Source organism: Paraburkholderia phytofirmans OLGA172 (assembly GCF_001634365.1).
Lineage (GTDB): Bacteria > Pseudomonadota > Gammaproteobacteria > Burkholderiales > Burkholderiaceae > Paraburkholderia.
The window spans coordinates 937952-963326 of the sequence record NZ_CP014579.1 but is presented as its reverse complement, the minus strand read 5'-3'; the positions used below and the strand labels follow the sequence as shown (position 1 = coordinate 963326).

The 25375-nt window shown below is 63.3% G+C and carries 23 protein-coding genes and 1 pseudogene; 16 read left to right on the top strand and 8 right to left on the bottom strand.

Translation table 11 applies throughout. The features are described from left to right. The first annotated feature begins 34 nt into the window (after positions 1–34). Complete coding sequence (locus AYM40_RS24605) at positions 35–985, top strand: phosphoribosyltransferase (protein ID WP_063498820.1); 951 nt, start codon at positions 35–37, stop codon at positions 983–985. A gap of 4 nt (positions 986–989) precedes the next feature. On the opposite strand, the gene AYM40_RS24600 is transcribed toward AYM40_RS24605, so the two are convergent. Further along, positions 990–2738, bottom strand: a complete 1749-nt coding sequence (locus AYM40_RS24600) for an ATP-binding domain-containing protein (protein ID WP_063498819.1) — start codon at positions 2736–2738, stop codon at positions 990–992. A gap of 151 nt (positions 2739–2889) precedes the next feature. Here AYM40_RS24600 and AYM40_RS24595 point away from each other — a divergent pair, with 151 nt between their 5' ends. Then, entirely contained in the window at positions 2890–3516 is a 627-nt protein-coding gene (locus AYM40_RS24595; RefSeq protein ID WP_063500669.1) for a glutathione S-transferase family protein, read from the top strand. Between the two features lie 112 nt (positions 3517–3628). Further along, positions 3629–4207 (top strand): Fur family transcriptional regulator, encoded by a 579-nt coding sequence (locus AYM40_RS24590; protein ID WP_063500668.1) that lies wholly within the window; start codon positions 3629–3631, stop codon positions 4205–4207. Positions 4208–4317: 110 nt separating this feature from the next. Here AYM40_RS24590 and AYM40_RS24585 read toward each other — a convergent pair whose 3' ends face one another. Together AYM40_RS24585 and AYM40_RS24575 are read right to left on the bottom strand one after the other, a co-directional pair. Beyond that, on the bottom strand, positions 4318–4830 hold the full coding sequence (locus AYM40_RS24585; RefSeq protein WP_063500667.1) for a response regulator: 513 nt from the start codon (positions 4828–4830) through the stop codon (positions 4318–4320). 462 nt (positions 4831–5292) lie between these two features. After that, positions 5293–5946: pseudogene (locus AYM40_RS24575) on the bottom strand (TetR/AcrR family transcriptional regulator); the annotation flags it as partial. A 132-nt stretch (positions 5947–6078) separates the two neighbouring features. Between AYM40_RS24575 and AYM40_RS24570 the strand changes: the two are divergent. The 3 genes from AYM40_RS24570 to AYM40_RS24560 all read left to right on the top strand — a co-directional run bounded on the left by AYM40_RS24570 (position 6079) and on the right by AYM40_RS24560 (position 10386). Continuing rightward, complete coding sequence (locus AYM40_RS24570; protein WP_420488515.1) at positions 6079–7614, top strand: DHA2 family efflux MFS transporter permease subunit; 1536 nt, start codon at positions 6079–6081, stop codon at positions 7612–7614. 430 nt (positions 7615–8044) lie between these two features. Further along, positions 8045–9109 carry a hypothetical protein gene (locus AYM40_RS24565; RefSeq protein WP_063498817.1) on the top strand — a complete coding sequence of 355 codons (1065 nt, stop codon included), beginning with the start codon at positions 8045–8047 and terminating at the stop codon, positions 9107–9109. Between the two features lie 203 nt (positions 9110–9312). Beyond that, entirely contained in the window at positions 9313–10386 is a 1074-nt protein-coding gene (locus tag AYM40_RS24560) for a TAXI family TRAP transporter solute-binding subunit (RefSeq protein ID WP_063498816.1), read from the top strand. A gap of 24 nt (positions 10387–10410) precedes the next feature. Here the strand turns inward: AYM40_RS24560 and AYM40_RS24555 are convergent, their stop codons facing one another. Further along, on the bottom strand, positions 10411–11850 hold the full coding sequence (locus AYM40_RS24555) for a PLP-dependent aminotransferase family protein (protein ID WP_063498815.1): 1440 nt from the start codon (positions 11848–11850) through the stop codon (positions 10411–10413). Between the two features lie 116 nt (positions 11851–11966). Here AYM40_RS24555 and AYM40_RS24550 point away from each other — a divergent pair, with 116 nt between their 5' ends. The 7 genes from AYM40_RS24550 (at position 11967) to AYM40_RS24515 (ending at position 18994) form a co-directional block, all read left to right on the top strand. Further along, on the top strand, positions 11967–12854 hold the full coding sequence (locus AYM40_RS24550; protein WP_063498814.1) for a DMT family transporter: 888 nt from the start codon (positions 11967–11969) through the stop codon (positions 12852–12854). 152 nt (positions 12855–13006) lie between these two features. After that, the gene (locus tag AYM40_RS24545) at positions 13007–13300 is read left to right on the top strand and encodes a hypothetical protein (RefSeq protein ID WP_063500664.1); all 294 of its coding nucleotides are present in this window, start codon (positions 13007–13009) and stop codon (positions 13298–13300) included. Between the two features lie 228 nt (positions 13301–13528). Beyond that, positions 13529–14128, top strand: a complete 600-nt coding sequence (locus AYM40_RS24535) for a GNAT family N-acetyltransferase (protein ID WP_063498812.1) — start codon at positions 13529–13531, stop codon at positions 14126–14128. 22 nt (positions 14129–14150) lie between these two features. Continuing rightward, a complete protein-coding gene (locus AYM40_RS24530) occupies positions 14151–15017 on the top strand; it encodes a MerR family transcriptional regulator (RefSeq protein WP_063498811.1) in 867 nt (288 codons plus the stop codon). A gap of 402 nt (positions 15018–15419) precedes the next feature. After that, positions 15420–17033: a flavin-containing monooxygenase gene (locus tag AYM40_RS24525; protein WP_063498810.1), complete on the top strand. Its 1614-nt coding sequence runs from the start codon at positions 15420–15422 to the stop codon at positions 17031–17033. A gap of 62 nt (positions 17034–17095) precedes the next feature. Further along, a complete protein-coding gene (locus AYM40_RS24520) occupies positions 17096–18004 on the top strand; it encodes an SDR family NAD(P)-dependent oxidoreductase (protein WP_063498809.1) in 909 nt (302 codons plus the stop codon). A 108-nt stretch (positions 18005–18112) separates the two neighbouring features. Then, a complete protein-coding gene (locus AYM40_RS24515) occupies positions 18113–18994 on the top strand; it encodes a metal-dependent hydrolase (RefSeq protein ID WP_063498808.1) in 882 nt (293 codons plus the stop codon). A 36-nt stretch (positions 18995–19030) separates the two neighbouring features. Here the strand turns inward: AYM40_RS24515 and AYM40_RS24510 are convergent, their stop codons facing one another. Further along, the gene (locus tag AYM40_RS24510) at positions 19031–19585 is read right to left on the bottom strand and encodes a putative glycolipid-binding domain-containing protein (protein WP_063498807.1); all 555 of its coding nucleotides are present in this window, start codon (positions 19583–19585) and stop codon (positions 19031–19033) included. 344 nt (positions 19586–19929) lie between these two features. Here AYM40_RS24510 and AYM40_RS24505 point away from each other — a divergent pair, with 344 nt between their 5' ends. From AYM40_RS24505 to AYM40_RS40595, 3 genes are all read left to right on the top strand, one after another. Next, complete coding sequence (locus AYM40_RS24505; protein WP_148662292.1) at positions 19930–20925, top strand: urea transporter; 996 nt, start codon at positions 19930–19932, stop codon at positions 20923–20925. 176 nt (positions 20926–21101) lie between these two features. Beyond that, positions 21102–21878: a class II aldolase/adducin family protein gene (locus AYM40_RS24500; protein WP_063498806.1), complete on the top strand. Its 777-nt coding sequence runs from the start codon at positions 21102–21104 to the stop codon at positions 21876–21878. Continuing rightward, the gene (locus tag AYM40_RS40595; RefSeq protein ID WP_256390499.1) at positions 21874–22107 is read left to right on the top strand and encodes a 4-oxalocrotonate tautomerase; all 234 of its coding nucleotides are present in this window, start codon (positions 21874–21876) and stop codon (positions 22105–22107) included. Before AYM40_RS24500 ends, AYM40_RS40595 begins: the two co-directional genes overlap by 5 nt. Before the next feature lie 145 nt (positions 22108–22252). On the opposite strand, the gene AYM40_RS24490 is transcribed toward AYM40_RS40595, so the two are convergent. The 3 genes from AYM40_RS24490 to AYM40_RS24480 all read right to left on the bottom strand — a co-directional run bounded on the left by AYM40_RS24490 (position 22253) and on the right by AYM40_RS24480 (position 25365). After that, on the bottom strand, positions 22253–23452 hold the full coding sequence (locus AYM40_RS24490) for a porin (protein WP_063498804.1): 1200 nt from the start codon (positions 23450–23452) through the stop codon (positions 22253–22255). Positions 23453–23525: 73 nt separating this feature from the next. Next, entirely contained in the window at positions 23526–24878 is a 1353-nt protein-coding gene (locus AYM40_RS24485; protein WP_063498803.1) for a TRAP transporter large permease, read from the bottom strand. A 7-nt stretch (positions 24879–24885) separates the two neighbouring features. Then, entirely contained in the window at positions 24886–25365 is a 480-nt protein-coding gene (locus tag AYM40_RS24480) for a TRAP transporter small permease (RefSeq protein ID WP_063498802.1), read from the bottom strand. Positions 25366–25375: the final 10 nt, after the last annotated feature.

Sequence of the window (25375 nt, the reverse complement as noted above, 5' to 3'; positions counted from 1 at the left end):
CCCGCCCTACGCTCGACGCGACGCCATACGAGTCATGAACAAGCCGGTTTTGCCCCTGACGTACGAACAACTCGATCACTGGATCGAATCGCTGCAGCCCGCGTTGCTGGCGGAGCGCTTCACGATGGCGATCGGTATTCTGCGCGGCGGCGCGCCGCTTGCGCTGATGGTTTCGCATGCGGCCGGCACGCCGGTCGCATTTCTGCGCTACGACCGCCAGTCGCGCACGGTCGCCTGGGATTCGACGCTGCCGATCCCGCCCGCGGGTTCGAAAGTGCTGCTATGCGAAGACATCGCGGGGCGCGGCTTTACGCTGACCGATTGCATTGCATTTCTTCAGCAGCATGGCCTCGACGTCAGGACACTGACCGCCGCGGTCGACGACCTGAGCCGCACGCAACCCGATTACGCAATCGACGCCCGTGGTTACTTCGCGCTGTTTCCGTGGGAGCGCCAGGCCTACACCGAGCGTTATCGCGAGGACTGGGAGCGCGTTGAAGCGGGCGCTGCGCCCGCCATGGCCGACGATCACGAATACGCCACCTATGCGATCGATCTCGACGGCATTCTGCTACCCGACGTGCCGCTCGCGCGCTACGACGAGGATCTGGCCGCTGCACTCGCCGAACGCGACGCGCTGTTGCCGTTCGAGGTGCTGCCGGACATCGATCTGCAACGCGTGCGCACGATCATCACCGGCCGGCCGGAACTGGATCGCGCGCGCACCGAAGCGTGGCTCGCGCGGCACGGCTTCGGTCATCTGCAACTGGTGATGCGCACGCCGGGCACGCATGATGAAAGTGCCGCCGGCGCAGCCGCTCACAAGGCTGCGGCGGCATTGCGCGGCGGCGTCACGCATTTTGTCGAGAGCGATCCGGTGCAGGCGCTGCTGATTGCCCAGCAGGCGCCGTTGCTGCGCGTGATCTGGTGGGACGCGCTCACGCAAACGGGGATGCTGGTCGGGGCGCGCGCGTGGACTTCATGAAGCGCTAGGCTTCTTTCGCCTCCCTCACCTCTTTCACCTCTTTACCGCCGCGCAGATGCAGATGCCGCGCGGCCCGCTGCGAGGCGACGATGATCAGCTTCATCGTCGCTCGCGTGGCGCCGACAAACAGTTTGCGCGCAATACGCTCGTCGAACGATTCGAAGTCGACCTCGGTGAGAATCACGCACGGCGCCGCCTGCCCCTTGAAGCGATAGATCGACTCGAACAGCACATCCCCTTCGCGGTACGCCGGGTTGCCGAACAGATCGTACTTACCCGTAAAACTGCGCAACCGATGCGGGCCAAGATGATCCAGCGCGGTCATCGCCGAGCCTTCGCGGCCGCGGAACGAGAGCACCGCAATGTCCTGTTTGCGAAAGCCGAGCGACAACGCCTGCGTGATCGCCCGCTTGGTCGCCTCGATGCTGCCTTCGGCGGCATTCGCTTCGTCGTAGACGGAGAGAGAAATATCGGAGCCGTCGAACGGACTGCCCGACGCCAGACCCGCCGCGACCGGCACCGAAGCGCCGACCACGTCGCGCACATAATCGAGAATGTCGCGCGGACTGCGATAGTTAGTGGTTTCTTTCAGCATGGTCCAGCCGGGCAGCTCGACCGGCTCACGCATATACAGATTCTGCAGCGGGTCTTCGAGCCACCACCACGCGGCGCCCGGCCGCAACAGGCGCTCGAGGGCGGCTACCCACGGCTGTTCGAAATCCTGCCCTTCGTCGACGATCAGCACGTCGAATTGCCAGCGCGCGTCGATCGGCGTTTCGGCGAAAATCGTTTCAAGCTGATCGAACGCCGCAGAGGAAGTCCCCCGCCCCGAAGGAAGTCCCCCAGGGGGATTGGGAGACACGTCGCCAGACTGGAAATCCGGCTCACGGCCCGCGTCGCGCGCGATCCAGTCGCAGAGCTGGTGATAGTTCGCCACCTTCGCCTCGGGTGGCGCAACCCGCGCGATGTGATCCGCGAGCGGCCGGTTGAAACACACGTACAAAGGCCGCTGCCCGCGCGCCACCGCGTCTTTCATCACCTGCAAGGCCAGTTGTGTTTTACCGGAACCGGCCGTGCCGATCACGCGCAGCCGGAACGGCGAAAACGCGAGCCGCCGCGCCCAGGTCGCGAGGCCACCCGCCAGACGCGTCACGAGCGTGCCGGCCTGGCCGACCAGCGCGCTGGCGTCGGGCGTGAGCGCGAGTTCGTCGGCGAGAAAGTGGTGGATTTTCGGTGCGCAGGCGAGGCGCGGTTCGTCGGCCGGCAACGCTTCACGAATAATCGCGGCAAGCCGCTCCTTGCGCTTCGCGTCGACGATCCGCGCGGGATTCACGCCGGCAATCGCCGCGTCCTTGACGACGTGGTCCGGGCAATACAGCAGCTCTTCGATGAAATAAGTACCCGCGCCGAACGCCGCGGTGAAGCGCCGATGCAGCGTCTCGACGGTGTGCGCGAGCGCGATCGCCACATTGCGTTCCGTCTGAAGATAGACCTTGACGAGCCCCTTCGGCGTTTCGCGCAGGAAACCGGTTTTCTGTTCGACGATCATCACGCGCCCGGCGGGGCTGACGATCACGAAGTCGGCCTCGCCGAACACCGAAAAATTCTGGTTCAGGCGAGTCCAGTGCACACCGTGATAGACGGTGTAGCCATCAGGAAGCGCTTCTTCCAGCAGCGCGAGGGTTTCGCGTTCGCGTGCCGCCGCGCCGGTGGCGGCGAGGCTCTTCCAGTCGTCGGGGACAATGCGGGCCATGCGGCTCCTCGTGCTATTCGGATGCGCCCATTGTACGCAAGGCCCGCCCGTTGCCGGCACGCGAAAATCCCGCATCGTGTATCGTTGCTGGCTGAACGCCGCGCGCCGCGCGCGGCTTGCCACCTGTCAATGTAAAAAAGGGATTTACCGGATGATTACGATCTGGGGACGCACCAACTCGGTCAACGTACAGAAAGTCTTGTGGTGCTGCGACGAACTGGTGCTGCCGTACGAACGCATCGACGCGGGCCTGCAATTCGGCCGCAACAACGAGCCCGACTATCTGACAATGAACCCGACTGGCAAGATTCCGACGCTGGTCGACGACGGTTTCGTGCTCTGGGAATCGAACTCCATACTGCGCTATCTGGTGCTGCAATACGGCGAATCGAGCCTCCTGTACCCACCCGGACCGAAACTGCGCGCGAGCATCGAGCGCTGGCTCGACTGGTCGCTCACCACGCTGCAACCTGCGGAAAAGCCGGTGTTCTGGGCCCTCGTGCGTACGCCGGCCGCCGAGCGCGACGCCAACAAGCTCGCCAGCGATTTCGGCGCGCTCACGCTGCTGTGGCGCCTTTTGGATAACCATCTGCAAGGCCGCTTCTTCCTCGAAGGCGAGAATTTCACGCTCGCCGATATCGTGATCGGCGCGTACGCGAAACGCTGGTTCGGGCTGGACGGCGTCGAACGTCCCCCGCTGCCGAATCTGGAGCGTTGGTATTCGCGGCTTGCGACGCGCCCGGGTTTCAAGAAATACGTCGATTTACCGCTGACTTGAACCATCCCGGCAGCCATCCGGCGGCCTCGTGCCTGACAACGGCGACCGGCCGCGGCCGGCAGGCGCATTGGACACCGGCACAGCGAAGCACGATGGCCTTTATAATCGACGCATGAAGACCGCCAAGCCCGCCGCGACCGCCGACAAAGCCACCCTTGCTGCCTCCGCTCATCATCACGAGCCGGGGCACATGCACGCTGAGCGCAGTGAATCGCAGGAAGCCGCACTGATTCTCGCGGAAGAATATTGCCGCGAACGCGGCGAAAAACTCACGCCAATCCGCCGCAAAGTGCTCGAATTGCTGCTGAATTCCGGGCGCGCCACCAAGGCATATTCGTTGCTTGACGACATGCGCCAGATCCATCCCGGCTCAGCGCCGCCCACGGTTTACCGGGCGCTCGACTTTCTGCTCTCGGCCGGGCTCGTCCACCGCATCGAATCGATCAATGCGTTCACCGTCTGCCACGATCTGACGCAATGCCAGCACGGCATTCTGGTGGTCTGCCAGCAATGCGGCAATGTCACCGAACTGCATCAGCCCAAGCTGCGCCAGGCGCTCGTCGCGCAAATCGAAGATGCGGGCTACCGGCTTGCCAGCGACGAAATCGAATTGAAGGGATTGTGTTCCGCCTGTCAGGCTGTGGAAGCAGCCGGCGCCAGTGCCGCAACACCGGTCGCTGCTGCCAAATGACAGCGGCGCCAGCCAGCAGATTTGCAACCTGATGGCAGACAGTTTCGCTGCGCGGTTGCTTGCCGCCTGAGATGCGGCGGCAAGCAACCGCCGCCCGCCCACGAGATCCATCAACCTGCCGAGCGGGCATCGAGCGCGTCGTGCAATAGCGTCACGAGGTCTTCCGGCAGCGCCGGCTTGGTCATGAAATGCTGGAAGCCTTCGCCGATGCTGCGCAAGCGGTAAGCGTCGTCGGTATGGCCCGTGAGCGCCACGGCTACCGAAGGTGCGTGGTCGCTGCGAATCTCGTGATCGCGCAGCCGCTGGATCAGATAAAAACCGTCCATGGCCGGCAATTCGAGGTCGCACACCACGGCGTCAGGCAACAGCCGCACCGCCGCTTCGACGCCCTCTTCCGCATCCGCCACTGCGACGACATGCGCCCCTTCCGCCTCGAGTAACAAGGTCAGTGATTCCCGGCTATCCGGGTCGTCTTCGACGAGCACGATCGTGGCCTGATCGAGTCTCAATGCTCCGTTCATGTGCTGTTGCTGCTCTAAAAAACCGGTTAGGCCGTCAGACGCGGCCAACGTTTCGTCCTGCTGTGTGCCGCCGATTTGCGCGGCTGCGGTATGGCTGTTCAGGCTGTTCATGGTTCCGACTCGATTTCATGCGTCGAGTTGCATGCAGGCCCGCGATTGTAAAACATGGCCTGAGCGCAACGCGTGCGCACAGTAACGCGCCAAAATTGCACGCCGATGAAAATACGGCCCTCGGCGCCGCTGCCCCGGCACACCGATGCCGACACCCGATTCGCCGTGGCGGCTGGTGCAAACCCGTACGCAGCGCCTTTTCCGCACGGCATCTTCCCTGAGCATTCATGTTCTTTTGCGACGCCGCCGCTGTTGTGCTTCCCGCGCGGCGATCTCATCCACCCCTCAGGTAGCACACAGCGTGCCTCGGCGCTTTCTCCAACGTCGCCGTTGCGTCCGCATGGTTGCGCCAGCCGGCCGTACGATCCACGGCGGCGCTATCATCGTGTGCGCGGGACCGCAGCGGCGAGGCGTGGCGGCAGAAACGAAATGGCGAGTGAGTCAGTTGGCGTGTCAGTCCGCTTTGCGGGGGCCGATGCCCTGCACCAGCAAAGCCACCGCATGCCGGGCGATCTCCTCGCCGCCGATATCGCGCCGCACGGGATCGTTACGCCACAGCTTTGAGGCGGCCAGCGGCAGAATCGTCATACCCAGCAGCGTGACGAACACCAGCGACGGCTCCAGCCCCGCATTCAGGCGCCCTTCCTTTTGCCAGCGCGCGATGGCTAACAGCGACGCCTTCTGATTCGCGTCGCCGAACCGTTCATGCATGCGCTGGCGCAGCAGGCCGCCGTCGCTGATTACTTCGCGCACCCATAGCGACGGAAACCACGGATGGTCGCTCGCCGTCTGCACCAAACGCTGCGCGAGTTGCGTGATTGCCGCCACCGGGTCATCGGGATTTTCCTGAAACGGAGCGCCGAGCCCCGCGCGCAGCGGAGCGAAACGCTCGTCGATCAGCACGTCGAGCAGTTGATCACGCGTCTTGAAGTAGTAATGCATCATCGCCGGCGTGAAACCCGCTTCGCGGGCAATCTCCCCGAGCGTCGTGTCGACGATGCCCTGCCGCGCAAACAAAGCGAGCGCGGCGTCCAGCAGGCGGCTGCGTTGCTCCATGCCGCGCGCCGGCCCTGAAGGCCTGCCGGGGCGCCGAGCGGGTGCGGGTGCGGGTGCGGGAATCCTTGCCATTGCATTCAATTTGACGGGTGACGCGATGTCGCATATATTAATCTCCGAATTAATTAATTTCAACGCCGTGGCGCCATGGACCAATCGACAACGACTCAACCCGCCGGCCTCATGCAGCCGGATGTGCAGCCCGGCGCGCAACCCGTTATGCAGCCCGTTACGCAACCCGGCGCCCAGGCCACCGACCACCCGCCGATCCGTCTGCTGTTTCCGGCACTCCTGCTGGTCATGCTGCTCGCCGCGCTCGATCAGACAATCGTCTCGACCGCGCTGCCGACCATCGTCGGCGAACTCGGCGGGCTCAACAACCTGTCATGGGTGGTGACCGCCTACCTGCTCAGCTCGACCATCGTCGTGCCGCTGTACGGCAAATTCGGCGATCTGTTCGGCCGCAAGATCGTGCTGCAGACGGCGATCGTCGTGTTTCTCGTCGGCTCCGCGCTATGCGGCGTCGCCCAGAACATGACCCAGTTGATCGTGCTGCGCGCGCTGCAAGGGCTCGGCGGCGGCGGTCTGCTAGTCGTGACGATGGCCGCTATCGCGGACGTGATTCCGCCGGCTGAACGGGGCCGCTTCCAGGGCGTATTCGGCGGCGTGTTCGGTCTCGCAACCGTGGTCGGGCCGCTGCTCGGCGGCTTCCTTGTCGAGCACCTGTCATGGCGCTGGATTTTCTACATCAACCTGCCGCTCGGCATCATTTCGCTGGCTGTGATCGGCGCGGTCTTCAAACCGCACGTGCGCCATGTGAAGCACACCATCGATTACATGGGCGCCGCATTTCTCGCCGGCGCTCTCACCTGCATCATCCTGTTCACCAGCCAGGGCGGCACGATCCTGCCGTGGTCGTCGCCGCAGTTGTGGTTCACGTTAGGGATGGGGCTCGTGGCGATCTGGGGTTTCATCCACGAAGAGCGCACTGCCGTCGAACCGATCATGCCGCTCGAACTCTTCAGACAGCGCACGTTTTTGCTGAGCAGTCTGATTGGCTTCATCATCGGCGTGTCGATGTTCGGCTCGGTCACTTTCCTGCCGCTGTATTTGCAAGTGGTCAAAGGTTCGACACCGACCGAAGCCGGTATGCAAATGCTGCCGATGATGGGCGGCCTGTTCGTGATGTCGATGGCGACCGGCCGCCTGATCAGCAAGATCGGCAAGTACCGCATGTTCCCGATCGCCGGCACGTTCCTCGTGGCCGTGGCGATGCTGCTGCTCGCGCGCCTGCAGATCGGCACGCCGATTCATGTGATGTATATCGACATGGGCATTCTCGGTTGCGGCCTCGGCATGGTGATGCAGGTGCTGATCCTCGCCGTGCAGAATACGGTCGAGTTCAAGCACATGGGCGTCGCCACTTCGGGCGCAACGCTGTTCCGTTCGATCGGCGGCTCGATCGGCGTGGCCAGTTTTGGTGCGGTGTTTTCGAACGGCCTTGCCGCGCGCCTGGAAAATCTGATTCCGCCCGACACCGAATTGCCGCACGCGCTCGGGCCAGCGGCCATCCGCCAGTTGCCTGAAGCGTTGCGCGACGATTATCTGCAGGCGTTTGCCGGCGCGTTGCACACGGTGTATCTGTCGGCGGCCTGCGTGGTCGTCCTGGCCTTCGCACTCGCGTGGCTTCTGAAGGATCATCCACTGCGCAAGCACTGATCCCGTATTACGTTTCCTGCGAGCGTTTTCTGCAAGCGCTTGATAACGAGGTCGAACGCTGTAGGCTTCGACCTCGTTCTGTTTTCATCGCCCCCCTTCCGTTCTGCCGATTCCGCCATCGCGTCATTGCAGGCGCGCCGCGACTACGCGAGCGCGTGTGAAAAAAACACTTCGCCTGCTCGTTCTGCCGGCATATGCAGTGTTTCGTCGTACCTAAGAATGTGCTCTCCCGAACCTGAAGTAGGTGAGAACGTCGATTGACGTTTTAAATGAAACACCACATATTTCAAGCTGCGGCACCGCAAGCGAAGACTTGCGCCTCAAGGGTCTCCAGCGCATGTGGATCGTGCTTTCCGCGGACATCACTCCTGCCTCGACACGATCTGGAACATGCCGTAACAGCGTTGTTTCACATAGGTGGGTCCACAGCATGTCCACCCAGACAATACTCGGCCATAGTTTCCCGATGCCCTGCAAACGCTGTGGCGGTGCGCTGTACCGGCAAGTCGACTATTGTCCGTATTGCGGCGCGGTGCATCCACTCGACGCCGGCCCACACAAACGCACCGTGATTCCCGGCAGCCGCGCCAGCGCCATGAGCAAGACCGCGCAGAACAGCGGCTCGGCCCCGGCACAGCCGAACGAAACCAAGCTCGCAGAGCAGACTGCGTTCCCCGACGAAGCCGCCCCGATCGAGCCCCCGATGCAAGTGCCGGTATTCGCGACAGTTCCCCCACGCGCTGATCCGCCGCTCGCTGATCCTCCGCTCGCCGAACCGCCTCATTCTGACGGCCGCAGCGTGCTCCCGCTGCACCGGGTGCTGCTCGCGATCGCGGCCATTGGCGCAATCGGACTAGCGTATGTCGCCTATGCACTATTCAGCGGCAACCACGAATCGCAGAACGACAACACCGAGCAAACGGCAGACACCCCGCAGGACGCAAGAACCGCGACCGGCACGATTGCGCCGTACGCACCGGCTCAGGCGACGAACCGCGCTACCGCAAGCAAGCCCGCTACCCCCACCACGTCCGCCGAAGCCGGTCCGGTGATCTCATTTACGCCCATCGTGCCGCCGTTGGCCGCAACGCCTGCAAAGCCGGCGGCGCCGCAGTTCCGCGATACCGCGCAAGCGCTGCAGGCAGCGCGTCTCGCCTTGCGCGCCAACGATCTGTCCGCGGCACAAGCGGCGCTTGGCGCAGCGCAAACGCTGCAGCCCGGCAATAGCGACGCGCAAAGTCTGCTGACGGAATTGAGGCCGCTCGCCGCGCGCCGCGATGCCGCGTTGCAGGCGGCGCAAGCGTGTGCCGCGCAGCAGTCGTGGAGCTGCGCACGTCAGCACGCCAACGAGGCGCTCGCGATCGACACCGGCAACGACACCGCGAAGACGATCCTCGAACGCGTGATTCGCGAGACAGGGTGGGCGCCGCTCGAGCCGCATGCCGCGCTAGACAGTCCGGGCAGCGATAAGTCGTTTGGAGACCGAATTTCATAGCCGTCCGCGAGACCGATTCTCATGGCTGACTGCATGAATCATGGCAAGCCCGATTGCACTGGCGTTTCGCGTGTACTCTGCGCGGCAACAGACGGACATGACACCCGCAACGCATTGAACATGCGATGGCAAGCCGTCTCACCGGTGCTTCGCGCGTGCCGACGCGAGGGGCTGTTCAACCCTGACCGATAGGTAAGTAGACCATGCTGAAGAGACTTCTGGCGGGATGGCTAGGGCTGGTGCTAATGGTCATGTTTTCGTTTGCTTGCGCCGAGCCCGCGCACTACAAGATCGTCACCGGTCCGGAACGGGGCACGTATATTCAGATCGGCCAGGATCTGTCGAAATGGGTGGCGCAGCCGGCGGGCATCGATCTGGAAGTGATGGCGTCGAAGGGCTCGGCCGAAAACGTGCAGCGCATGCGCTTCGAGCCGGGCGTGAAGCTCGCGCTGGTGCAGTCCGACGTGTATCAGGCCTACATTGACATGGCCAACGCGGGCAATGCCGACGCGGGCACGACAATCCGGCCGCTACGGCTCATCATGCCGCTCTACGACGAGGAAATTAACGTCGTGGTGCGCGCGGACTCGCCGATGAAAACCTTCGCCGACATCAAGGACAAGAGCATCAGCGTGGGCCTGATCGGCAGCGGTACCGCTCAATCGGCCACGACCCTCTATCACCTGATGTTTGGACAGGCGATTCCCGAGCAGAACGTCCAGCACCTGAATAACGAAGACGCGCTGGCCGCGTTGATCGTCAAGAAGGTGGACGTTGCGATCATCGTGGTCGGGCAGCCGGCGAAACTGTTCACCGACATGAACCCCGAGTTGCTGCAACAGATCCGCCCTCTGAGGGTTGATCCCAACGCGCCCGAAACCGCACGTGCGAAGCAGACGTATTTTCCCGCCACGCTCCGCGCGACCAGCTATCCGAACTGGCTGAAGGAAGACGTCCCCACGCTGACGGTGAAGGCCTTTCTCGTCACCTATGACTACGGTCTGCGCGATACCGTCGGCAATCTGAATCACTTCGCCGACTCGCTGTGCGCCAACTTCGACAATCTGCAGGAGCACGGGCATCCGAAGTGGAAGCAGGTGAAACTCGAATTGCCAACGCTCGTGCGCGGATGGAAATACTACGGCCCAGTGGAGAAACATTTGCGCGCGTGTCTTGCGAACAGGAGCGCGGCGATCAGCGCGACGGCGGCGCAAGCCGCGCAGAAACCCCGCCCCACCTGCACGGATCAGGAGCGTCTGCTGTTGCTGTGCAAGTAACGCCGCCTGGCGCGGCGCGCGCGTTCAGGCGTGCTGTTTCGATGCGGCCGACACGTCCATCGCCCGTTGCAGCGCCTCGTACACCTTCGGCCGGTTGCATTGCGACACGTTAAAGCGCAGGAAGCCCGCCGCCGATTGCGATGCGCTGAACACATTGCCCGGCGCGAACACCACGCTCTCGGCTAACGCATGACGCGCGATGTCGGCGGCGTCGAGCGCATCCGGCAGGCGCGCCCACACGAAAATACCGGCGCGTGGCCGCGTCCACACTTCAAGGCCGGCATAGCCCAGCCGCCTGACCGTCTCTCCCATGGCGTCCGCGAGCTTCGCCCGCATCGATTCCAGATGCCGCCGATAGGTGCCGTCCACCAGCAGACGATGCACGACGCTCGCCGCGAGCTGGCTGTTGCCGAACGAGGTGGCCAGCTTCAGATCGACCAGCGGCTCGACCCATTCGCTGCGCGCCGCGATGTAGCCGCAGCGCACGGCCGCGGACAAGGTCTTCGAAAAGCTGCCGATCGAGACCACCCGCGCGAGACCGTCGAACGCCGCGAGACGCGGCGCGGGTTCGTCCTCGAAGTCGGCGAAGATATCGTCCTCGACGATCAGCAGATTGTGTTCGCCCGCCAGTTTCAGCAGCCGATGCGCGACGGCGGGCGCGAGCGTGGCGCCGGTCGGATTGTGGATCGCGGAATTGGTCACGTAGAGCCGCGGGCGATGCTCGTTCAGCGCTCGCTCGAATGCCGGCAAATCGGGCCCGGACGGCGTATAGGGCACACCGACGATGCGGGCGCGATGCGCGCGCAGCAGCGCCTGAAAGTTGAAGTAGCACGGATCGTCGATCAGGACTGTGTCGCCGGGTTCGAGCAGAAAGCGGCAGACGAGATCGAGTGCATGCGTGCCGCCGTCGGTCAGCACGATCTGCTCGGGCGGCGCTTCCACGCCATGCTGTGCGAGCCGCCAGGCGAGTTGCTGACGCAGCGCGGGCAGACCGAGCGGGCTCGCGTAGTCGGCGAGCGGCGACTGCGGATCGCGAGCCACCGCACGCAACGCGCGGCGCACGCCGTCTTCCGGCAGCCATGATGGCGGCATCCAGCCGCAGCCCGGCTTGAACACCTTCGCAGCGGCCTCCAGCGACTGCCGCGTGAGCCACAGCGGATCGACCTCGCGATCCAGCCGCGGCCCGAGATCGGCGAGCGCGAGCGGAGGCGCATGGCCGGACACGAAAAAGCCGGACCCGCGCCGCGCCACGATCACCCCTTCCGCGACCAGCCGGTCGTACGCTTCCACTACCGTCGACTTCGACACGCCGAGTGTCTCGGTCATCACGCGGATCGACGGCACGCGCGCGCCCGGCATCAGCGAACGGCTCGCGATGCGCTCGCGCAAGCTGTCCATCACGGTGCCGACCCGCGTGCCGGTTGGCGCCCCCGAGGCTACCCGGTTGCTCTCACTTTCCGCCATCTGTACTGCTCCATGTTCGGTACAGTTTGTACGAATTGTACTGATCCGTAGCTTACCCTTTGCAGCCTGAAAGCGGATGCTATGCGTTCTATTTTCAATGCGCACGGACTCTTTCGATGGACAAGACAACGAACGGCTGGGCGAGCGGCATGGTGGGGGTGTTGATTTTCAGCGGCTCGCTACCCGCCACCCGCATCGCCGTGCAGGGCCTCGATCCGGTGTTTCTGACGGTCGCCCGCGCGACCATCGCGGGCACGCTGGGTCTGTTGCTACTGCTGGCATTTCGCCAGGCCCGGCCCGCAAGGCGCGATCTCATTCCGCTGGTGGTGGTCGCGCTCGGCGTGGTGGTCGGCTTTCCGCTGCTGACCGCTTTCGCGTTGCGCCACGTCAGCTCCGCACACGCGGTGGTGTTCGTCGGGCTCCTGCCGCTGTCCACTGCGATCTTCGGCGTGCTGCGCGGCGGCGAGCGCCCACAGCCGGCGTTCTGGCTGTTCTCGGCGCTCGGCAGCGGCGCAGTGGTCGCGTTCGCCTTGCGCCACGGCCTCGACGCGTCGCCGCTCGGCGATGCGCTGATGCTGGCGGCGATCGTCGTCTGCGGCCTGGGTTATGCCGAAGGCGCGCGGCTGTCGCGCCATCTCGGCGGCTGGCAGGTGATTTCGTGGGCGCTGGTGCTGTCGCTGCCGGTGATGCTGCCGCTCGCCTGGTGGGTGCGGCCGGCATCGTTTGAAGGCGTGAGCCACGCGGCGCTCTGGGGACTCGCGTACGTGTCGCTCTTCAGCATGCTGATCGGCTTCGTGTTCTGGTATCGCGGACTGGCGCTCGGCGGCATCGCGGGAGTCGGGCAACTGCAGTTGCTGCAGCCGTTTTTCGGCCTGCTGCTCGCCGGCTTGCTGCTGCACGAACAGGTGCCGCCCGCGATGATCCTGGTGACCGTTGTGGTGGTGGCGTGTGTAGCGGGCGCGCGGCGCTTCTCGCGGACCGCGCCGGCGCGGCCGGCAGTCTGAACGGTGTCTCGCCCGCGCGTGCGCAGCTGGGATTCGCTGGCGCCGCTCACATGCCTGTTCAATTCGCTGATCGTGCCCGCCTGAGCGTGCGGAATGAGCCGCCAGCCGCATTGCGGTATCCTCACGGGCTCGTTCAGAAGGAGCATGGATACATGAAGTTTTCGATTTGCGTGGCGCTTGCCGCCCTGACACTGTCCGCCACCGCGTATGCGCAAACCTCGCAAACCTTTCGCTTCGGCGAAGGCCAGACCACGCTGCCGTCCGGCAATGCCCATCCGGCGCCCGCGCCGGGCGCGCAGGCTCAACAGCCGCAACCGATGCAAGCCCAGCAGCAACCCCAACCCGCCGAACCTGCCCCGGCCACGGCCAAGCCGAAGCACAAGGCAAAGCATCGTCGGCATCATCGCGGGCATGTGAAGCAGCCGGAAACGTACTCGCATAGTTGATCGGCGAAACGCTTGCCGCATGCATGTGTTTTCGTCCGGAAAAACTGCAGCGCTCGGTGCAGTCGCATGGCCGGGCGCTCCACGCCAAACCTGGATCGAGCCAGTCACCTATGCATGCGCCAATACCGCCTATCAATCGCGGCGATTTTTGATCGTGCTTCAAATCCGCGCGAGCGGCGGGCATAGTAAAACGTATCCGCAGACTCGCTGGCCTCGACAGGAACACGAATGAGCACCACCCGCCCCGCGCCCTCCACGCCCCATTCAGCGGACTCAGTTGCTACCGCACCCTTGATCCGCGACGCCACCGAGGCCGATCTGCCCGCGATCCAGGCGATCTATGCGCATCATGTGCTGACCGGGGTCGCTTCGTTCGAAGAAATCCCGCCTTCCGTCGACGACCTGCGCACGCGGCTCGCGTCGGTGCGAAGTCACGGGCTGCCTTACATGGTCGCCGAGATCGACGGTGAAGTCGCCGGCTATTGCTACGCCACACCCTACCGGCCGCGCGCCGCGTATCGCAACACGATCGAAGATTCGATCTATGTAAGCGACGCGTATCGCGGGCGAGGCTTGGGGCGCGTGCTATTGCAGGCGCTGATCGAACGCTGCGAAACCGGACCGTGGCGCCAGATGGTCGCCGTGATCGCCGACGGCGGCAGCGGCGGTTCGCTGTCTCTCCATACACAACTGGGTTTCGAATTGACCGGCACGTTGAAGGCGGTCGGGTTCAAGCACGGCCGCTGGCTGGACACCACGCTGATGCAGCGGACCTTGGGCGTGGGCGACTCGAGCGCGCCGGTCGACGTGGCGCAAGGACGCGGATAAGGCGCCGCGTTAAAATCCCCCCATGCCCAAAACGCCGTCCCCCATTCCGCCCTTGCCCACCGACCCGAGCGTCCCGGCAAGCAACACGCAGCGCAACGAATACACAGTCGACGAACTCGCGCGCGTCACCGACACCACCGTGCGCAACGTGCGCGCCTATCAGGACCGCGGCCTGCTCGCGCCGCCGGAAAAGCGCGGCCGCGTCGGCGTGTATGACGATACACACGTGTCGCGTCTGAAGCTGATCAATCACCTGCTTACGCGCGGCTACACGCTCGCGAACATTCAGGACCTGATCATGGCCGTGGACGAAGGCCATGATCTGCGTTCGATCCTCGGCCTTGAGACCGCGATCGGCGGCCGCTGGTCGCGCGAACGGCCGAAAAAATACTCGCTGCTCGAACTGCTGCAAATGTTCGGCGACAAAGCCTCGCCGAGCGCGCTCGGCAAAGCGGTCGATCTGGGTTTGCTGGAGCGCAACGGCCTCTCCTTCGTGTCCGGCAGCCCCACGGCGCTCGCCGCCGGCGCGACCATGGCCAAGGAAGGCATTCCGCTCGCCGACCTGCTCGACACCGTAGGCATCGCAAGGCCGCATTTCAATGCGGTCGCCAAGGCGCTGGTCGATCTGGTGGTCCGCCAGCTGGACCGCTACGATGCCGACGCGCTGCCGCCGCCTGCCGACGTGCCCGCCCTGGTCGACGCAATCTGGCGCGTGCGGCCGCTGGCAATGGTGCTGGTCGAAAGCGAAATGAACCGCGCGCTGGAAGAAGCCTCCGGCGACTATCTCGGCGACCGCGTCGCGGCAATCATGGCAAAGAAGCTGGGCCATCCGGCCGAAGGCGCAACGGCAGAACGCGCTGTGGCAAAGAAAGATAAACCAAAAAAATAGCCATGCAAGCGGCCACTCGCGGCGACCCGCGTTGCCCCGCGTCACGATAAGCGCGCCGTTCCTGTCGCCGCATATGCCGGCGCTTTCATGCCCCTTGGGCGTTCGTGCGCGTCATTTCCCGGATATCCGAGTCTGAACTGCACCCCAAAGGTTGGATCGGTGTCCAACTTTTGGGGTGCAGTTCAATCCGCCCGGCATTTTTCATATCGCTGAACGACACACACTTCCGCATCAGTCTCGAAGCCCTGCCGGGCCGACGCCGCCGCTTGGGCCTTGCGCCACAACCTTCTTCGCTCCGTAGAGTTTCCCGTCTAACCCGCTGCTTGCACCATCGGTTGACAGCCTCTATTGTTACATCAACCAATGTAACAGTTAAGAGCGAACAAAAGGGAGACGGATCGGATGAACGCACGCATGATGCCCCCTGACAACGCGGCGCCCAACGCATCCGCGCCCATCGATACGGATATCGCTATCATCGGCTCCGGCTTTGCGGGCCTCGGCATGGCGATCCGGCTGCGGCAAGGCGGCATGACCGATTTCATCATCGCCGAAAAAGCCGAGTCGGTCGGCGGCACCTGGCGCGACAACCACTACCCCGGTTGTGCCTGCGACGTGCAATCCCACGTCTATTCGTTCTCCTTCGCTCCGAATCCGCGCTGGACCCGTATGTTCGCGCGTCAGCCGGAAATTCGCGCGTATCTGGAAGCGTGCACGCAACGGTTCGGCATTCAGCGTCACCTGCGCTTCGGCCATGAACTTGCCTCCGCGATCTACGACGAGACCAGCCACCGCTGGCAACTGACGTTCGCAAACGGCCAGCAATGGTCGGCGCGCGTGCTGATCTCGGGAATGGGCGGACTCTCGCGTGCGGCCATACCGAACATTCCGGGCATCGAGCAATTCAAGGGCAAGGCGTTCCACTCGCAGCATTGGGACCATACGTATCCGCTCGAAGGCAAACGCGTCGCGGTGATCGGCACCGGTGCGAGCGCGATTCAGTTCGTGCCGCAGATCGCGCCGCGCGTCTCGCATCTGAACCTGTTCCAGCGCACGCCGCCGTGGATCATGCCGAAGGCCGACCGCGCGGTGAAGCCGTTCGAACAATGGCTGTTCAAGCATCTGCCGTTCACGCAGAAGATCATGCGTTCGGCGCTCTACTGCATGCTCGAATCGCGCGCCTTCGGTTTCGCGATTCATCCTTCGCTCATGAAGACCGCGCAGAAAGTCGCGGTGCGGCATCTGCACCGCCAGGTGCCCGATCCGCAATTGCGCGCCACGCTCACGCCGAACTACACGATGGGCTGCAAGCGCATCCTGATCTCGAACGACTACTTCCCCGCGCTGTCCCGCCAGAATGTGTCGGTCACGACCACCGGTATCGCCCGCGTGGAAGAAGACGCGGTGATCACGACCGACGGCGCGCGCCATCCGGCCGATTGCCTGATCTTCGGCACTGGCTTTCAGGTGGCCGATCCGTTTCCGGCGGGCGTGGTGCGTGGCCGCGGCGGCGTCGACATCGTCGATACGTGGCGCGATGGCGCGCATGCGTATCTCGGTACGACACTGCCTGGTTATCCGAACTTCTTCATGATCGTCGGACCGAACACCGGCCTCGGTCACAACTCGATGGTGTTCATGATCGAGTCGCAGGTCGAATATGTCCTGCGCGCACTGAAGACGATGAATGCAGAACGTGCCGATGCGATCGAAGTGCGTCCGCATGTCGAGCTTGCCTACAACCAACAGATCCAGCAGAAACTCGGCCGCGCAATCTGGTCGACGGGTGGTTGCAAGAGCTGGTATCTCGATCCGAAGACCGGCAGGAACACCACGCTGTGGCCAGGATTCGCCTACAAATTCCGCCAGGCGACCCGCACCTTCAGCATGGACGACTACTTCGCGTATTCGCCCACGGCGCAGTCGCTGAGCGGGCATGCGGGCCTGCAGCAGCCGGTGCATGCGCATTGCAATGCCGCCACGACGGCGGCCGCGAGATCCGCGGAAGCAACCTGAAAAGGCACAACCTGAAAAACATAACGACACGGCACCGTTCAGAGAGGACAGGAGATAAGCCAATGAAGAACTTCACCAATAGAGTGGCCGCGATTACCGGCGCAGGCTCGGGCATGGGCCGTTCGCTAGCGATCCGGCTGGCGCGCGAAGGCTGCCACCTCGCGCTCGCCGATCGCAATGCCACGAGCCTCGCCGAAACCGCGCAACTTGCGCAGGCCGCCGCGCCGCATATCGTCGGCTCGCCGCTGCATATCACCACGCGTGTGCTCGACGTGTCGGACCGCGCCGCGATGTTCGAATGGGCCGACGAAACGGCCGCGCAGCACCAGCGCGTGAACCTCGTGTTCAACAACGCGGGCGTGGCGCTGTCGAGCACCATCGAAGGGATGGAGTACGCCGATCTGGAGTGGATCGTCGGCATCAATTTCTGGGGCGTGGTGCACGGCACGAAGGCGTTTCTGCCGTATATCAAGGCCTCCGGTGCGGGACACATCGTCAATACGTCGAGCGTGTTCGGCCTTTTCTCGCAGCCCGGCATGAGCGGCTACAACGCGACCAAATTCGCCGTGCGCGGCTTTACCGAAGCGTTGCGCCAGGAGCTCGATCTGATGAAGTGCGGCGTGTCGGCGACCTGCGTGCATCCGGGCGGCATTCGCACAAGCATCGCGCAGTCGAGCCGGATCTCGTCGAACATGGTCGGCTTCATGCTGGAAAACGAACAGCAAGGCAAGGACGACTTCGAGAAGTTTTTCATCACCACCGCCGACGAAGCCGCACGCGTGATTCTCGACGGCGTGCGCAAGAACAGGCGGCGCGTGCTGATCGGCCGCGATGCGCGCGCCGCCGACTGGCTGGCGCGTACGTTACCGGCAGCCTATCAGGCGCTGGTCGTGATGCAGACCCGCCGCATGAAACGCATTGCGGAAAAGCGCGCGCGCCGCGCCGCGCAGGTGGACGGCCAGCGTGCGTAATGCGGCGCGGGTCACCTGATGCCAGTCACCTGATGCCATACGGCGTGCAATGCAAAGCACCCGGTCAGCACAATCAGCAGCACATACAGGATCACAAGGAGAAAGGCCATGATGCCGGTTCGCCGAGACCTCCGTTTCAACTTACCGCAGGAACGCGCCTGCGATTGGCATGTGCAGGGCTCGCATGTGACACACTTCTTCAACGCGCTTTCGCTGCTGTTCCCAGCCGGCGAGCGTTTCTTCATGGACAGCGTGCGCAACTACCGGGACCAGATCGACGACCCCGTGCTGAAGAAGCAGGTGCTCGGCTTCATCGGTCAGGAAGCGATGCATACGCGCGAGCACATCGAATACAACGACCTGCTGCAGGAAGCCGGTTTACCCGCGCATAAGCTCGACAAGCGACTGTGGGCGATTCTCAACTTCGGCCGCAAGATCCTGCCGCATTCGTATCAACTCGCGGTAACGGTCTGTCTCGAGCATTACACGGCGATGCTGGCCGGCTTGCTGCTGGAGGACGCATCGCGTATCGGCGGTTCGGTCGAAGGCTATACGCAGATGTGGACGTGGCATGCGCTGGAAGAAACCGAACACAAGTCGGTTTCGTACGACGTATGGAATGCCGTGCTCAAGCCCGGTCTCGGCCGCTACCTGCTGCGCACCGGCACGATGCTCGCCACCACGCTGACGTTCTGGCTGATCGTGTTCGACTACCACGTGCGTTTGCTGATCGCCGACCGCAAACGCGGCGGCCATATCCGCGGCATGTGGCGCGTCGTGAAGTATCTGTACGGTCCGCGTCACGGCGTATTTCCGCGTATTGCCGGTGAATGGCTGAGCTTTTTCCGGCCGGGCTTCCATCCGTGGGATCACGACAATCGCGCGCGACTATCGCGCATCGACAGCCTCGTCGCCGCGGTCGACGCCACCAACGCGGCCACGCCGAACGCGCGCAACGCCGCGCGACGCGGCGTGCGCGCTGCCGCGTGATCAGCCATGCGGTACGCGGCCCCGGCGCCTCGCCGATCAACGCCCACGCGGCAGGCGCGTGAACAACGTCGGATAGTCGATCACGAGGCCGTCTTCATCTACCGTCAGGTCCGCGGTGAAATCGCGGAAGATGCCTTCGTAGCGATAAACGCGATTCAACTCGATGCACGAATACGCCTGCTCGGCACGCGTCACCTGCAAATCGGGCGCCGAAATATAGGCCACTGAAATCGGCTGACGCTCGCCTTCCGCCAGTTGCAGACGACGGATCGGCAACGTGTTCGTATAGGGCGTGGCGGCGATATCGATATCGATGCACCCTTCAATTGCTTTCAGCACGAGACCATGGCCATCGTGCCAATGGCCGGCGCCATCGCCATGCAATTCCAGCTCACCGCCGCCGACAATCTTCAGCCACGCATAGGTGGTGCGCCATTGCGGATCGCAGCGCACCTTATAGTGCAGGCCGTACGCTTTGCCGTAACGCTGCCCGACCACGACGCTTTCCACCGCAAAGCCGTCCGCGCTCGCGTCGAACGCCAGATGTTCGAAACCGTCACCCTCTTCCGATGCCCACCGTAATTCACGCATCAGGCTGTCTCCTCGTGGAACGGCGCGGCAAATGCGCCGGATTGTTATCGTAGCGCGAAAGCTTTCGGGTCGCCGACACACTGCGTTTCGGCGTTTCGGCGTTTCGGCGTTTCGGCTCGTGGCTCGTGGCTCGTGGCTCATGGCTCATGGCTCATGGCTCATGGCTCGATGGCTCGATGGCTCCATGGCGCGCATGTGTCGCAAATAGCCACTATCAACACCTGACGATGCCCGGCGCGGGGCAAGTGGCCTATGCTCGCGGTTCACACTCAACCTGACCCGCTGCGCGCGCCTGACTTGCACGCGGCAAAGTCGCGCCGCATCGAATTCGCCGCCCTCAGACCATGCACGCCGCCGCAACCGAAGCCCAATCCGCCGCCTTGCGCACCTTGTTGCGCAGTCTCGGCCAGATCGTGCTGCAGCCGAACGCTTTCACCGGCGCGTGCCTGCTCGCCGCGTGGCTGCTATGCGATCCGCGCCTCGCCTGCGCGGCGCTGATGGGTGTGGTCGCGGCCAACGTGAGCGCGGTATTGGCCGGCTGCCGGGAGGACCACACGCGGGCCGGCCTGCACGGCTTTAACGGCGCACTAGCCGGTCTCGCCGCGTTCAGCTTCATCGCCGACAACGCGACGGCCGCCGCCGTGGCGATTCTGGCCGCCACGGGAACTGCGTGGCTGCTTGAACCATGGTCGCGCTGGCTGCGCGCGCGTGGCCTCGGCTATTTCTCAAGCCCCTGTCTGATCGTCACGTGGCTTTGGCTGCCGCTGGTGACGCGAGTCACTCAGCAAGCGAGCCTCATCACTGAACACACGCTCGGCGCGGCGCAATTGACTAGCGGCGTACTCGCCGGATTCGCGCAAACCGGTTTTGCGTCCGGCTCGCTGTCGGGTTTGCTCGTGTTAATCGGAATCGCTGTGGCGTCACGGCGGCATGCGCTATGGGCTTTGGTCGGCGCGGGCCTCGCGAGCGTCGCGCACCTGCTGCTGGGTGCGAGTGCAAGCTCGTTCGACGCGGGCCTGTTAGGATTCAACGGCGCGCTGACCGCGATCGCGCTGGCCGATTGCGGCATCGCGGTGACGCTCGGCGGTGTTGTGCTTTCGGCCGCGCTGCAAGCGGCGGCGACTTATTTTGCGTTACCGGCCATGACGGCGCCGTTCGTACTCGCGACGTGGAGCATGCAGCGGCTCACCGCCCGACTTACCCGTGGTGCGGCGGTGCCCGAACCGGCGCAGCGTGCCGAAGCCGGACGGCGTCTCACGTCGCCAAGCTCGGCCAGGTCGTCGGCATCGGTCAGGCACGCGGGTCAGGCGGCAGGGTTGGGCCGCGGACTTAAGCCGTAGGATTTGGGGGTAGCTTCAGGGGGTAGCTTCAGGCCATAGCTTCAGGCCATAGCTTCAGGCCGTAGCTTCAGGCCGTAGCTTCAGGCCGTAGCTCCAGGCCATAAACTCAGCCCGTAGGTTGAGTGCGCAAACTCCGGCCGCAGTCACAGCCCACCAGGCCATCTCAGGAGACAGACATGTCGTTCACCCACACGCCCGCCGGCCGTGTCGCCGAAGCGGGGCCGATGTCCGAAGCCGAACAACAGACCCGCGTCGACCTGGCTGCCGCCTATCGGCTCGCGGCGCTCAACGGCTGGGACGATCTGATCTACACGCATATCTCAGCCAGCGTTCCCGGCGAACCCGGCCACTTCCTGATCAATCCGTTCGGTCTCGCGTTCGACGAAGTATGCGCATCGAACCTGGTGAAGATCGATATCGAAGGCAATGTCGTCGGCGCGAGCGAGCATCCGGTCAACGCCACCGGCTTCGCGCTGCATGCCGCCGTGCACGCGGCCCGCGCCGATGCCTTCTGCGTAATGCACTTGCACAATACGGCAGGCGTAGCGGTTTCCGCTCAACCGGCCGGTTTGCTGCCGGCCTCGCAACACGCGCTGCGTTTTTACGGCCACCTCGCGTATCACGACTACGAAGGTCTCGCCTTTACGCCGACCGAAGGCGAGCGCCTCGTCGCGCATCTCGCCGACAAACCGGCCATGCTGCTGCGCAATCACGGCACGCTGACCGCCGGCCGCACCGTCGCCGAAGCCTATGTACTGATGGCGACGCTGATCAAGGCCTGCGAAATCCAGTTGCAGGCGCAAGCATGCGGCAGCAAGCTCGTCGTGCCGAGCGATGCCGTAGCCGCACGCACAGCCGACCAGCTGGTCGACGGCGGTGCGATCGAAGGCGCGCTGGAATGGCCCGCATTGTTACGCAAGCTCGACCGGCTCGATCGGACGTACCGCGATTAAACTCACACCTCACCGTCACGCATCACGGAGTCATGCAATGCCCACGTTTCATATCGAACTCTTCGAAGGCCGCACGCTGGAACAGAAACGCCAGTTCGTCGAAGCCATTACCAAAGCGACCTGCGACTCGCTCGGCGTCGAGCCGAACTCCGTCGACATTATTCTCACCGACGTCAAACGCGAAAACTGGGCAACGGGTGGGCGTTTGTGGTCCGAAGCGGACGCCTGAGTGCGCATTGGCTCGAAGGTCGAGCGGCGCTGGAAATGCTGCGCGCGTTGCGCGCGCAGCGGATACTTCTGGGCGACGCGCATCTGAAACGCGTCGCTATGGCGGCATAACGACATGCCGCCGCGATACTCGCTACCCTCGCCGGTCAGAACCGGTGAATGATGCCTACACCAGCCGCAAACTGGCTGCGTGACGAGGACGGCGCGGTGTTCTGGCCGTCGCCGATATCGGCCGTTGCGTTGATGATGCTCTTGCCGTTCGTCCCAAGCGTCTGGCCATTTGCACGCTGATAGGCTTCCAGCGCGTACAGACCGGTGCGCTTGGAGAGACTGTAGTACTGCGAGAGGTTGAATTGCTGATAGCTGGCCGCGCTCGTAATACCATTCGACTCTGTTGCGCGGGTATAGCTATAGCCGGCAGCCAGGTCCACCGCCGACAGTGGCTTGAAGTGCAGCACTGCACCAGCCGTGTTGAAGATCGCCTCGCCGTGGAAGAACGAGTTGACACCCGGGATGTATTGCACGTTCGAGTACGAGAACGAGACGTCCCATTGCGAACTGAACGTATAGCCAGCCGTCACCGCAACCCGCTGCTGCGCCTGCGCCGTCTGATAGCCGTTATTGATGCCCGACACACCCGCCTGCGCGCCGTTATTCGATGTCGTGGAGTCAGCGCCCCACGCACCGCCCCCAAGCGTCGAGTTATTGATGCGCTGATAGCCTGCTGCGATCCCGAACGGACCGTTCAGGTACTGGATCGCCGCGCTATACGTCGAACCGGCATTGGTTTTACCCGCCACGCCGCCCAGCGCATACGAACCGCTCACCGTCAGGCCATACATGCTCGGCGACGTGTACACCAGCGAGTTATTCACGCGATACACCGTATCCAGCGAATCGATATCGCCCGGGTGTGCGCCGTACGCGCCCGTCAGCCACGTGGTCGGGCTATAGGGCGACAGCAGCGTGTAGTACGACGTGTACTGGCGGCCAGCTGTGAACGAACCGTAGGTAGCATTGGCCAAGCCGACATAGGCTTGACGGTTGAACCCCAGACCCGAGACGGACTGCGCGCCGGTTGCACTGTTAAAGCCTTCTTCCAACTGGAAGATCGCCTTCGTGCCGCCACCCAGGTCCTCGGCGCCCTTCAGGCCGAAGCGGCTGCCTGCCCAGATGCCGTTGATCATCTTGGTCACCGAGCGGCCGCCCGTCGTCGAACCGAGCGACGTCGAGCTGCTCTGATAACCGATCCCCGTGTCGACGATCCCGTACAGCGTCACGCTGGTTTGAGCGTGCGCGCCGAGGGCGACCAACCCAAGGGCCGAGGTTGCTATTACCTTTTTCATTTCTGCTCCTCTGTAAAAAATTTGTTCTTTATCGCAGGAAGTGCCTCACCAGCGCCGGCGCTTAAACAAGCGTTCAAAACACCGGGTGGCCATTGATCAGGCTAGGCAACCAAGTCGAAAACATCGGTACGTAAGTCACAATGTTGATCGCGCTGAAGATAGCCAGGTAATAAGGCCACGCCACCTTGGTAGTTTCACCTATCGACACATTGCCAATCGCGCAACCTATGAACTGCACCGAACCGATCGGCGGATGCACGAGACCCAATGCACAGTTCAGCAAAATCATGATCCCGAACTGCACGGGGCCAACGCCGGCGTGCATCGCCATCGGCAGGAACAACGGCGTAGTGATCAGAATGTGCGCCGCCATGTCGACGAACGTGCCGAGGAAGATCTGGATGACGTTGATGTAAAGCAGCATCAGCCAGGGCAGGCTCGTGGCTCCGTCGAGCATGTGTTCGATTGCGTCGGGAATCTCCAGATAGGCCATCTGGTAGCGCAGCATGTTCGACACGCCAATCAGCAGCAGCACCACGCCGGTGGTTTTAGCCGCTTTCGACAGTGCTTGAAAGAGCTTCTTCATCGTCATCGTGCGATAGATGACGATGGTCAACACCAGTGAATAAGCCACGGCAATGGCCGCCGCTTCCGTCGCGGTGGCAATGCCTCTCGCCACGCAGAACAGAATGATCGCGATCACCATCAAGCCGGGCAACGCGCCGAGGAATGTGCGGGCCACCGCGAACCAGCCAGGAAAGCGCTGCAATTCGGTCGAGCCGTCAGCGCGGCGCGGATAGCCGAACTTGACCGCCTGCCAGTACGCGGCGATGAGCACGAAACCCATCACCCACAGCACCGGCAATAGACCCGAAAACAACAGATCGCCTATCGACACGCCGCTCATCGGGTGACCGTTCAACGTTCCGGTGATGCCTTGGGCCGCGAACGCATAGATGATCATGTTCGTCGACGTGGGCATCAGCGCACCCGCCAGCGACGAATGGGTTGTCACATTGACCGCATAGGCCGCGCTGTAGCCTTCGCGCTTCATCAGCGGAATGACGACGCCGCCCATGGCGGACGTGTCCGCCGTCGGCGAACCGGACACGCCGCCGAACAACGTGCACGCGACCACGTTAGCCATGCCAAGCCCGCCGCGAAAATGACCCACCGTGGCCTGCGCGAAACGCAGGATACGGTCGGCGATGCCGCCGTGCAGCATCAGTTCGCCGGAGAAAATGAAGAACGGGACCGCGAGGAACGAAAACGCGTTCATTCCCGAAATCATCGACTGCATGGCGGTGGCCGCCGGCAAGCCTTCATACAGATAGGTCAGGACGCACGAGAGTCCCAGCGCAAACGAAACCGGAACCCCGAAGACGAGGAAAACGAGGAAACTGACTGAGAGGATGGCAAGTTCCATGATTCTTCTATTTTTGTTTCTGTGCGAAAAGCGCCAGCAGGTTCTCGAACGAGAACAGAGCGATGCAGGCGCTGGCAATGACCGGAATCAAATAACGAAGCGCCTCCGGGAGGCCCAGGATCGGAATCCTGTCGTCCAGCGTCGTCTCCGCCATCTGCCAGCAGCCGAAGAAAATCGCCACGGCCAACACGATCAGGCAAAGATGCTGGAACGCATGGGCGATCACCTGACCTTTCGGCGGCAATTTCTTGACCAGCGAGTCAAGCCCGATGTGGCCGCCTTCGCGAACTTTGAGCGCGGCGCCGAACATGGCGATCACAATCACCAGCAAGAGGGCAATAGGCTCGACGAAATCCGGTGCGTCGCTGAAGGCATAGCGCATCACAACGCTATAAATCACCAACAGGCACAGCGTGGCAAGACTCGCCGATGCGACGACAACCAGCGCACGGAAGAGAAAATCATTTGGGCGTTTCATGAATCTCATTGACCCCATC

Bases quoted from the DNA above. Each gene is read 5' to 3' on its own strand.
- AYM40_RS24605 (WP_063498820.1), top strand. From the start codon at position 35: ATGAACAAGCCGGTTTTGCCCCTGACGTACGAACAACTCGATCACTGG.
- AYM40_RS24600 (WP_063498819.1), bottom strand. From the start codon at position 2,738: ATGGCCCGCATTGTCCCCGACGACTGGAAGAGCCTCGCCGCCACCGGC.
- AYM40_RS24595 (WP_063500669.1), top strand. From the start codon at position 2,890: ATGATTACGATCTGGGGACGCACCAACTCGGTCAACGTACAGAAAGTC.
- AYM40_RS24590 (WP_063500668.1), top strand. From the start codon at position 3,629: ATGAAGACCGCCAAGCCCGCCGCGACCGCCGACAAAGCCACCCTTGCT.
- AYM40_RS24570 (WP_420488515.1), top strand. From the start codon at position 6,079: ATGCAGCCGGATGTGCAGCCCGGCGCGCAACCCGTTATGCAGCCCGTT.
- AYM40_RS24565 (WP_063498817.1), top strand. From the start codon at position 8,045: ATGTCCACCCAGACAATACTCGGCCATAGTTTCCCGATGCCCTGCAAA.
- AYM40_RS24560 (WP_063498816.1), top strand. From the start codon at position 9,313: ATGCTGAAGAGACTTCTGGCGGGATGGCTAGGGCTGGTGCTAATGGTC.
- AYM40_RS24555 (WP_063498815.1), bottom strand. From the start codon at position 11,850: ATGGCGGAAAGTGAGAGCAACCGGGTAGCCTCGGGGGCGCCAACCGGC.
- AYM40_RS24550 (WP_063498814.1), top strand. From the start codon at position 11,967: ATGGACAAGACAACGAACGGCTGGGCGAGCGGCATGGTGGGGGTGTTG.
- AYM40_RS24545 (WP_063500664.1), top strand. From the start codon at position 13,007: ATGAAGTTTTCGATTTGCGTGGCGCTTGCCGCCCTGACACTGTCCGCC.
- AYM40_RS24535 (WP_063498812.1), top strand. From the start codon at position 13,529: ATGAGCACCACCCGCCCCGCGCCCTCCACGCCCCATTCAGCGGACTCA.
- AYM40_RS24530 (WP_063498811.1), top strand. From the start codon at position 14,151: ATGCCCAAAACGCCGTCCCCCATTCCGCCCTTGCCCACCGACCCGAGC.
- AYM40_RS24525 (WP_063498810.1), top strand. From the start codon at position 15,420: ATGAACGCACGCATGATGCCCCCTGACAACGCGGCGCCCAACGCATCC.
- AYM40_RS24520 (WP_063498809.1), top strand. From the start codon at position 17,096: ATGAAGAACTTCACCAATAGAGTGGCCGCGATTACCGGCGCAGGCTCG.
- AYM40_RS24515 (WP_063498808.1), top strand. From the start codon at position 18,113: ATGATGCCGGTTCGCCGAGACCTCCGTTTCAACTTACCGCAGGAACGC.
- AYM40_RS24510 (WP_063498807.1), bottom strand. From the start codon at position 19,585: ATGCGTGAATTACGGTGGGCATCGGAAGAGGGTGACGGTTTCGAACAT.
- AYM40_RS24505 (WP_148662292.1), top strand. From the start codon at position 19,930: ATGCACGCCGCCGCAACCGAAGCCCAATCCGCCGCCTTGCGCACCTTG.
- AYM40_RS24500 (WP_063498806.1), top strand. From the start codon at position 21,102: ATGTCGTTCACCCACACGCCCGCCGGCCGTGTCGCCGAAGCGGGGCCG.
- AYM40_RS24490 (WP_063498804.1), bottom strand. From the start codon at position 23,452: ATGAAAAAGGTAATAGCAACCTCGGCCCTTGGGTTGGTCGCCCTCGGC.
- AYM40_RS24485 (WP_063498803.1), bottom strand. From the start codon at position 24,878: ATGGAACTTGCCATCCTCTCAGTCAGTTTCCTCGTTTTCCTCGTCTTC.
- AYM40_RS24480 (WP_063498802.1), bottom strand. From the start codon at position 25,365: ATGAGATTCATGAAACGCCCAAATGATTTTCTCTTCCGTGCGCTGGTT.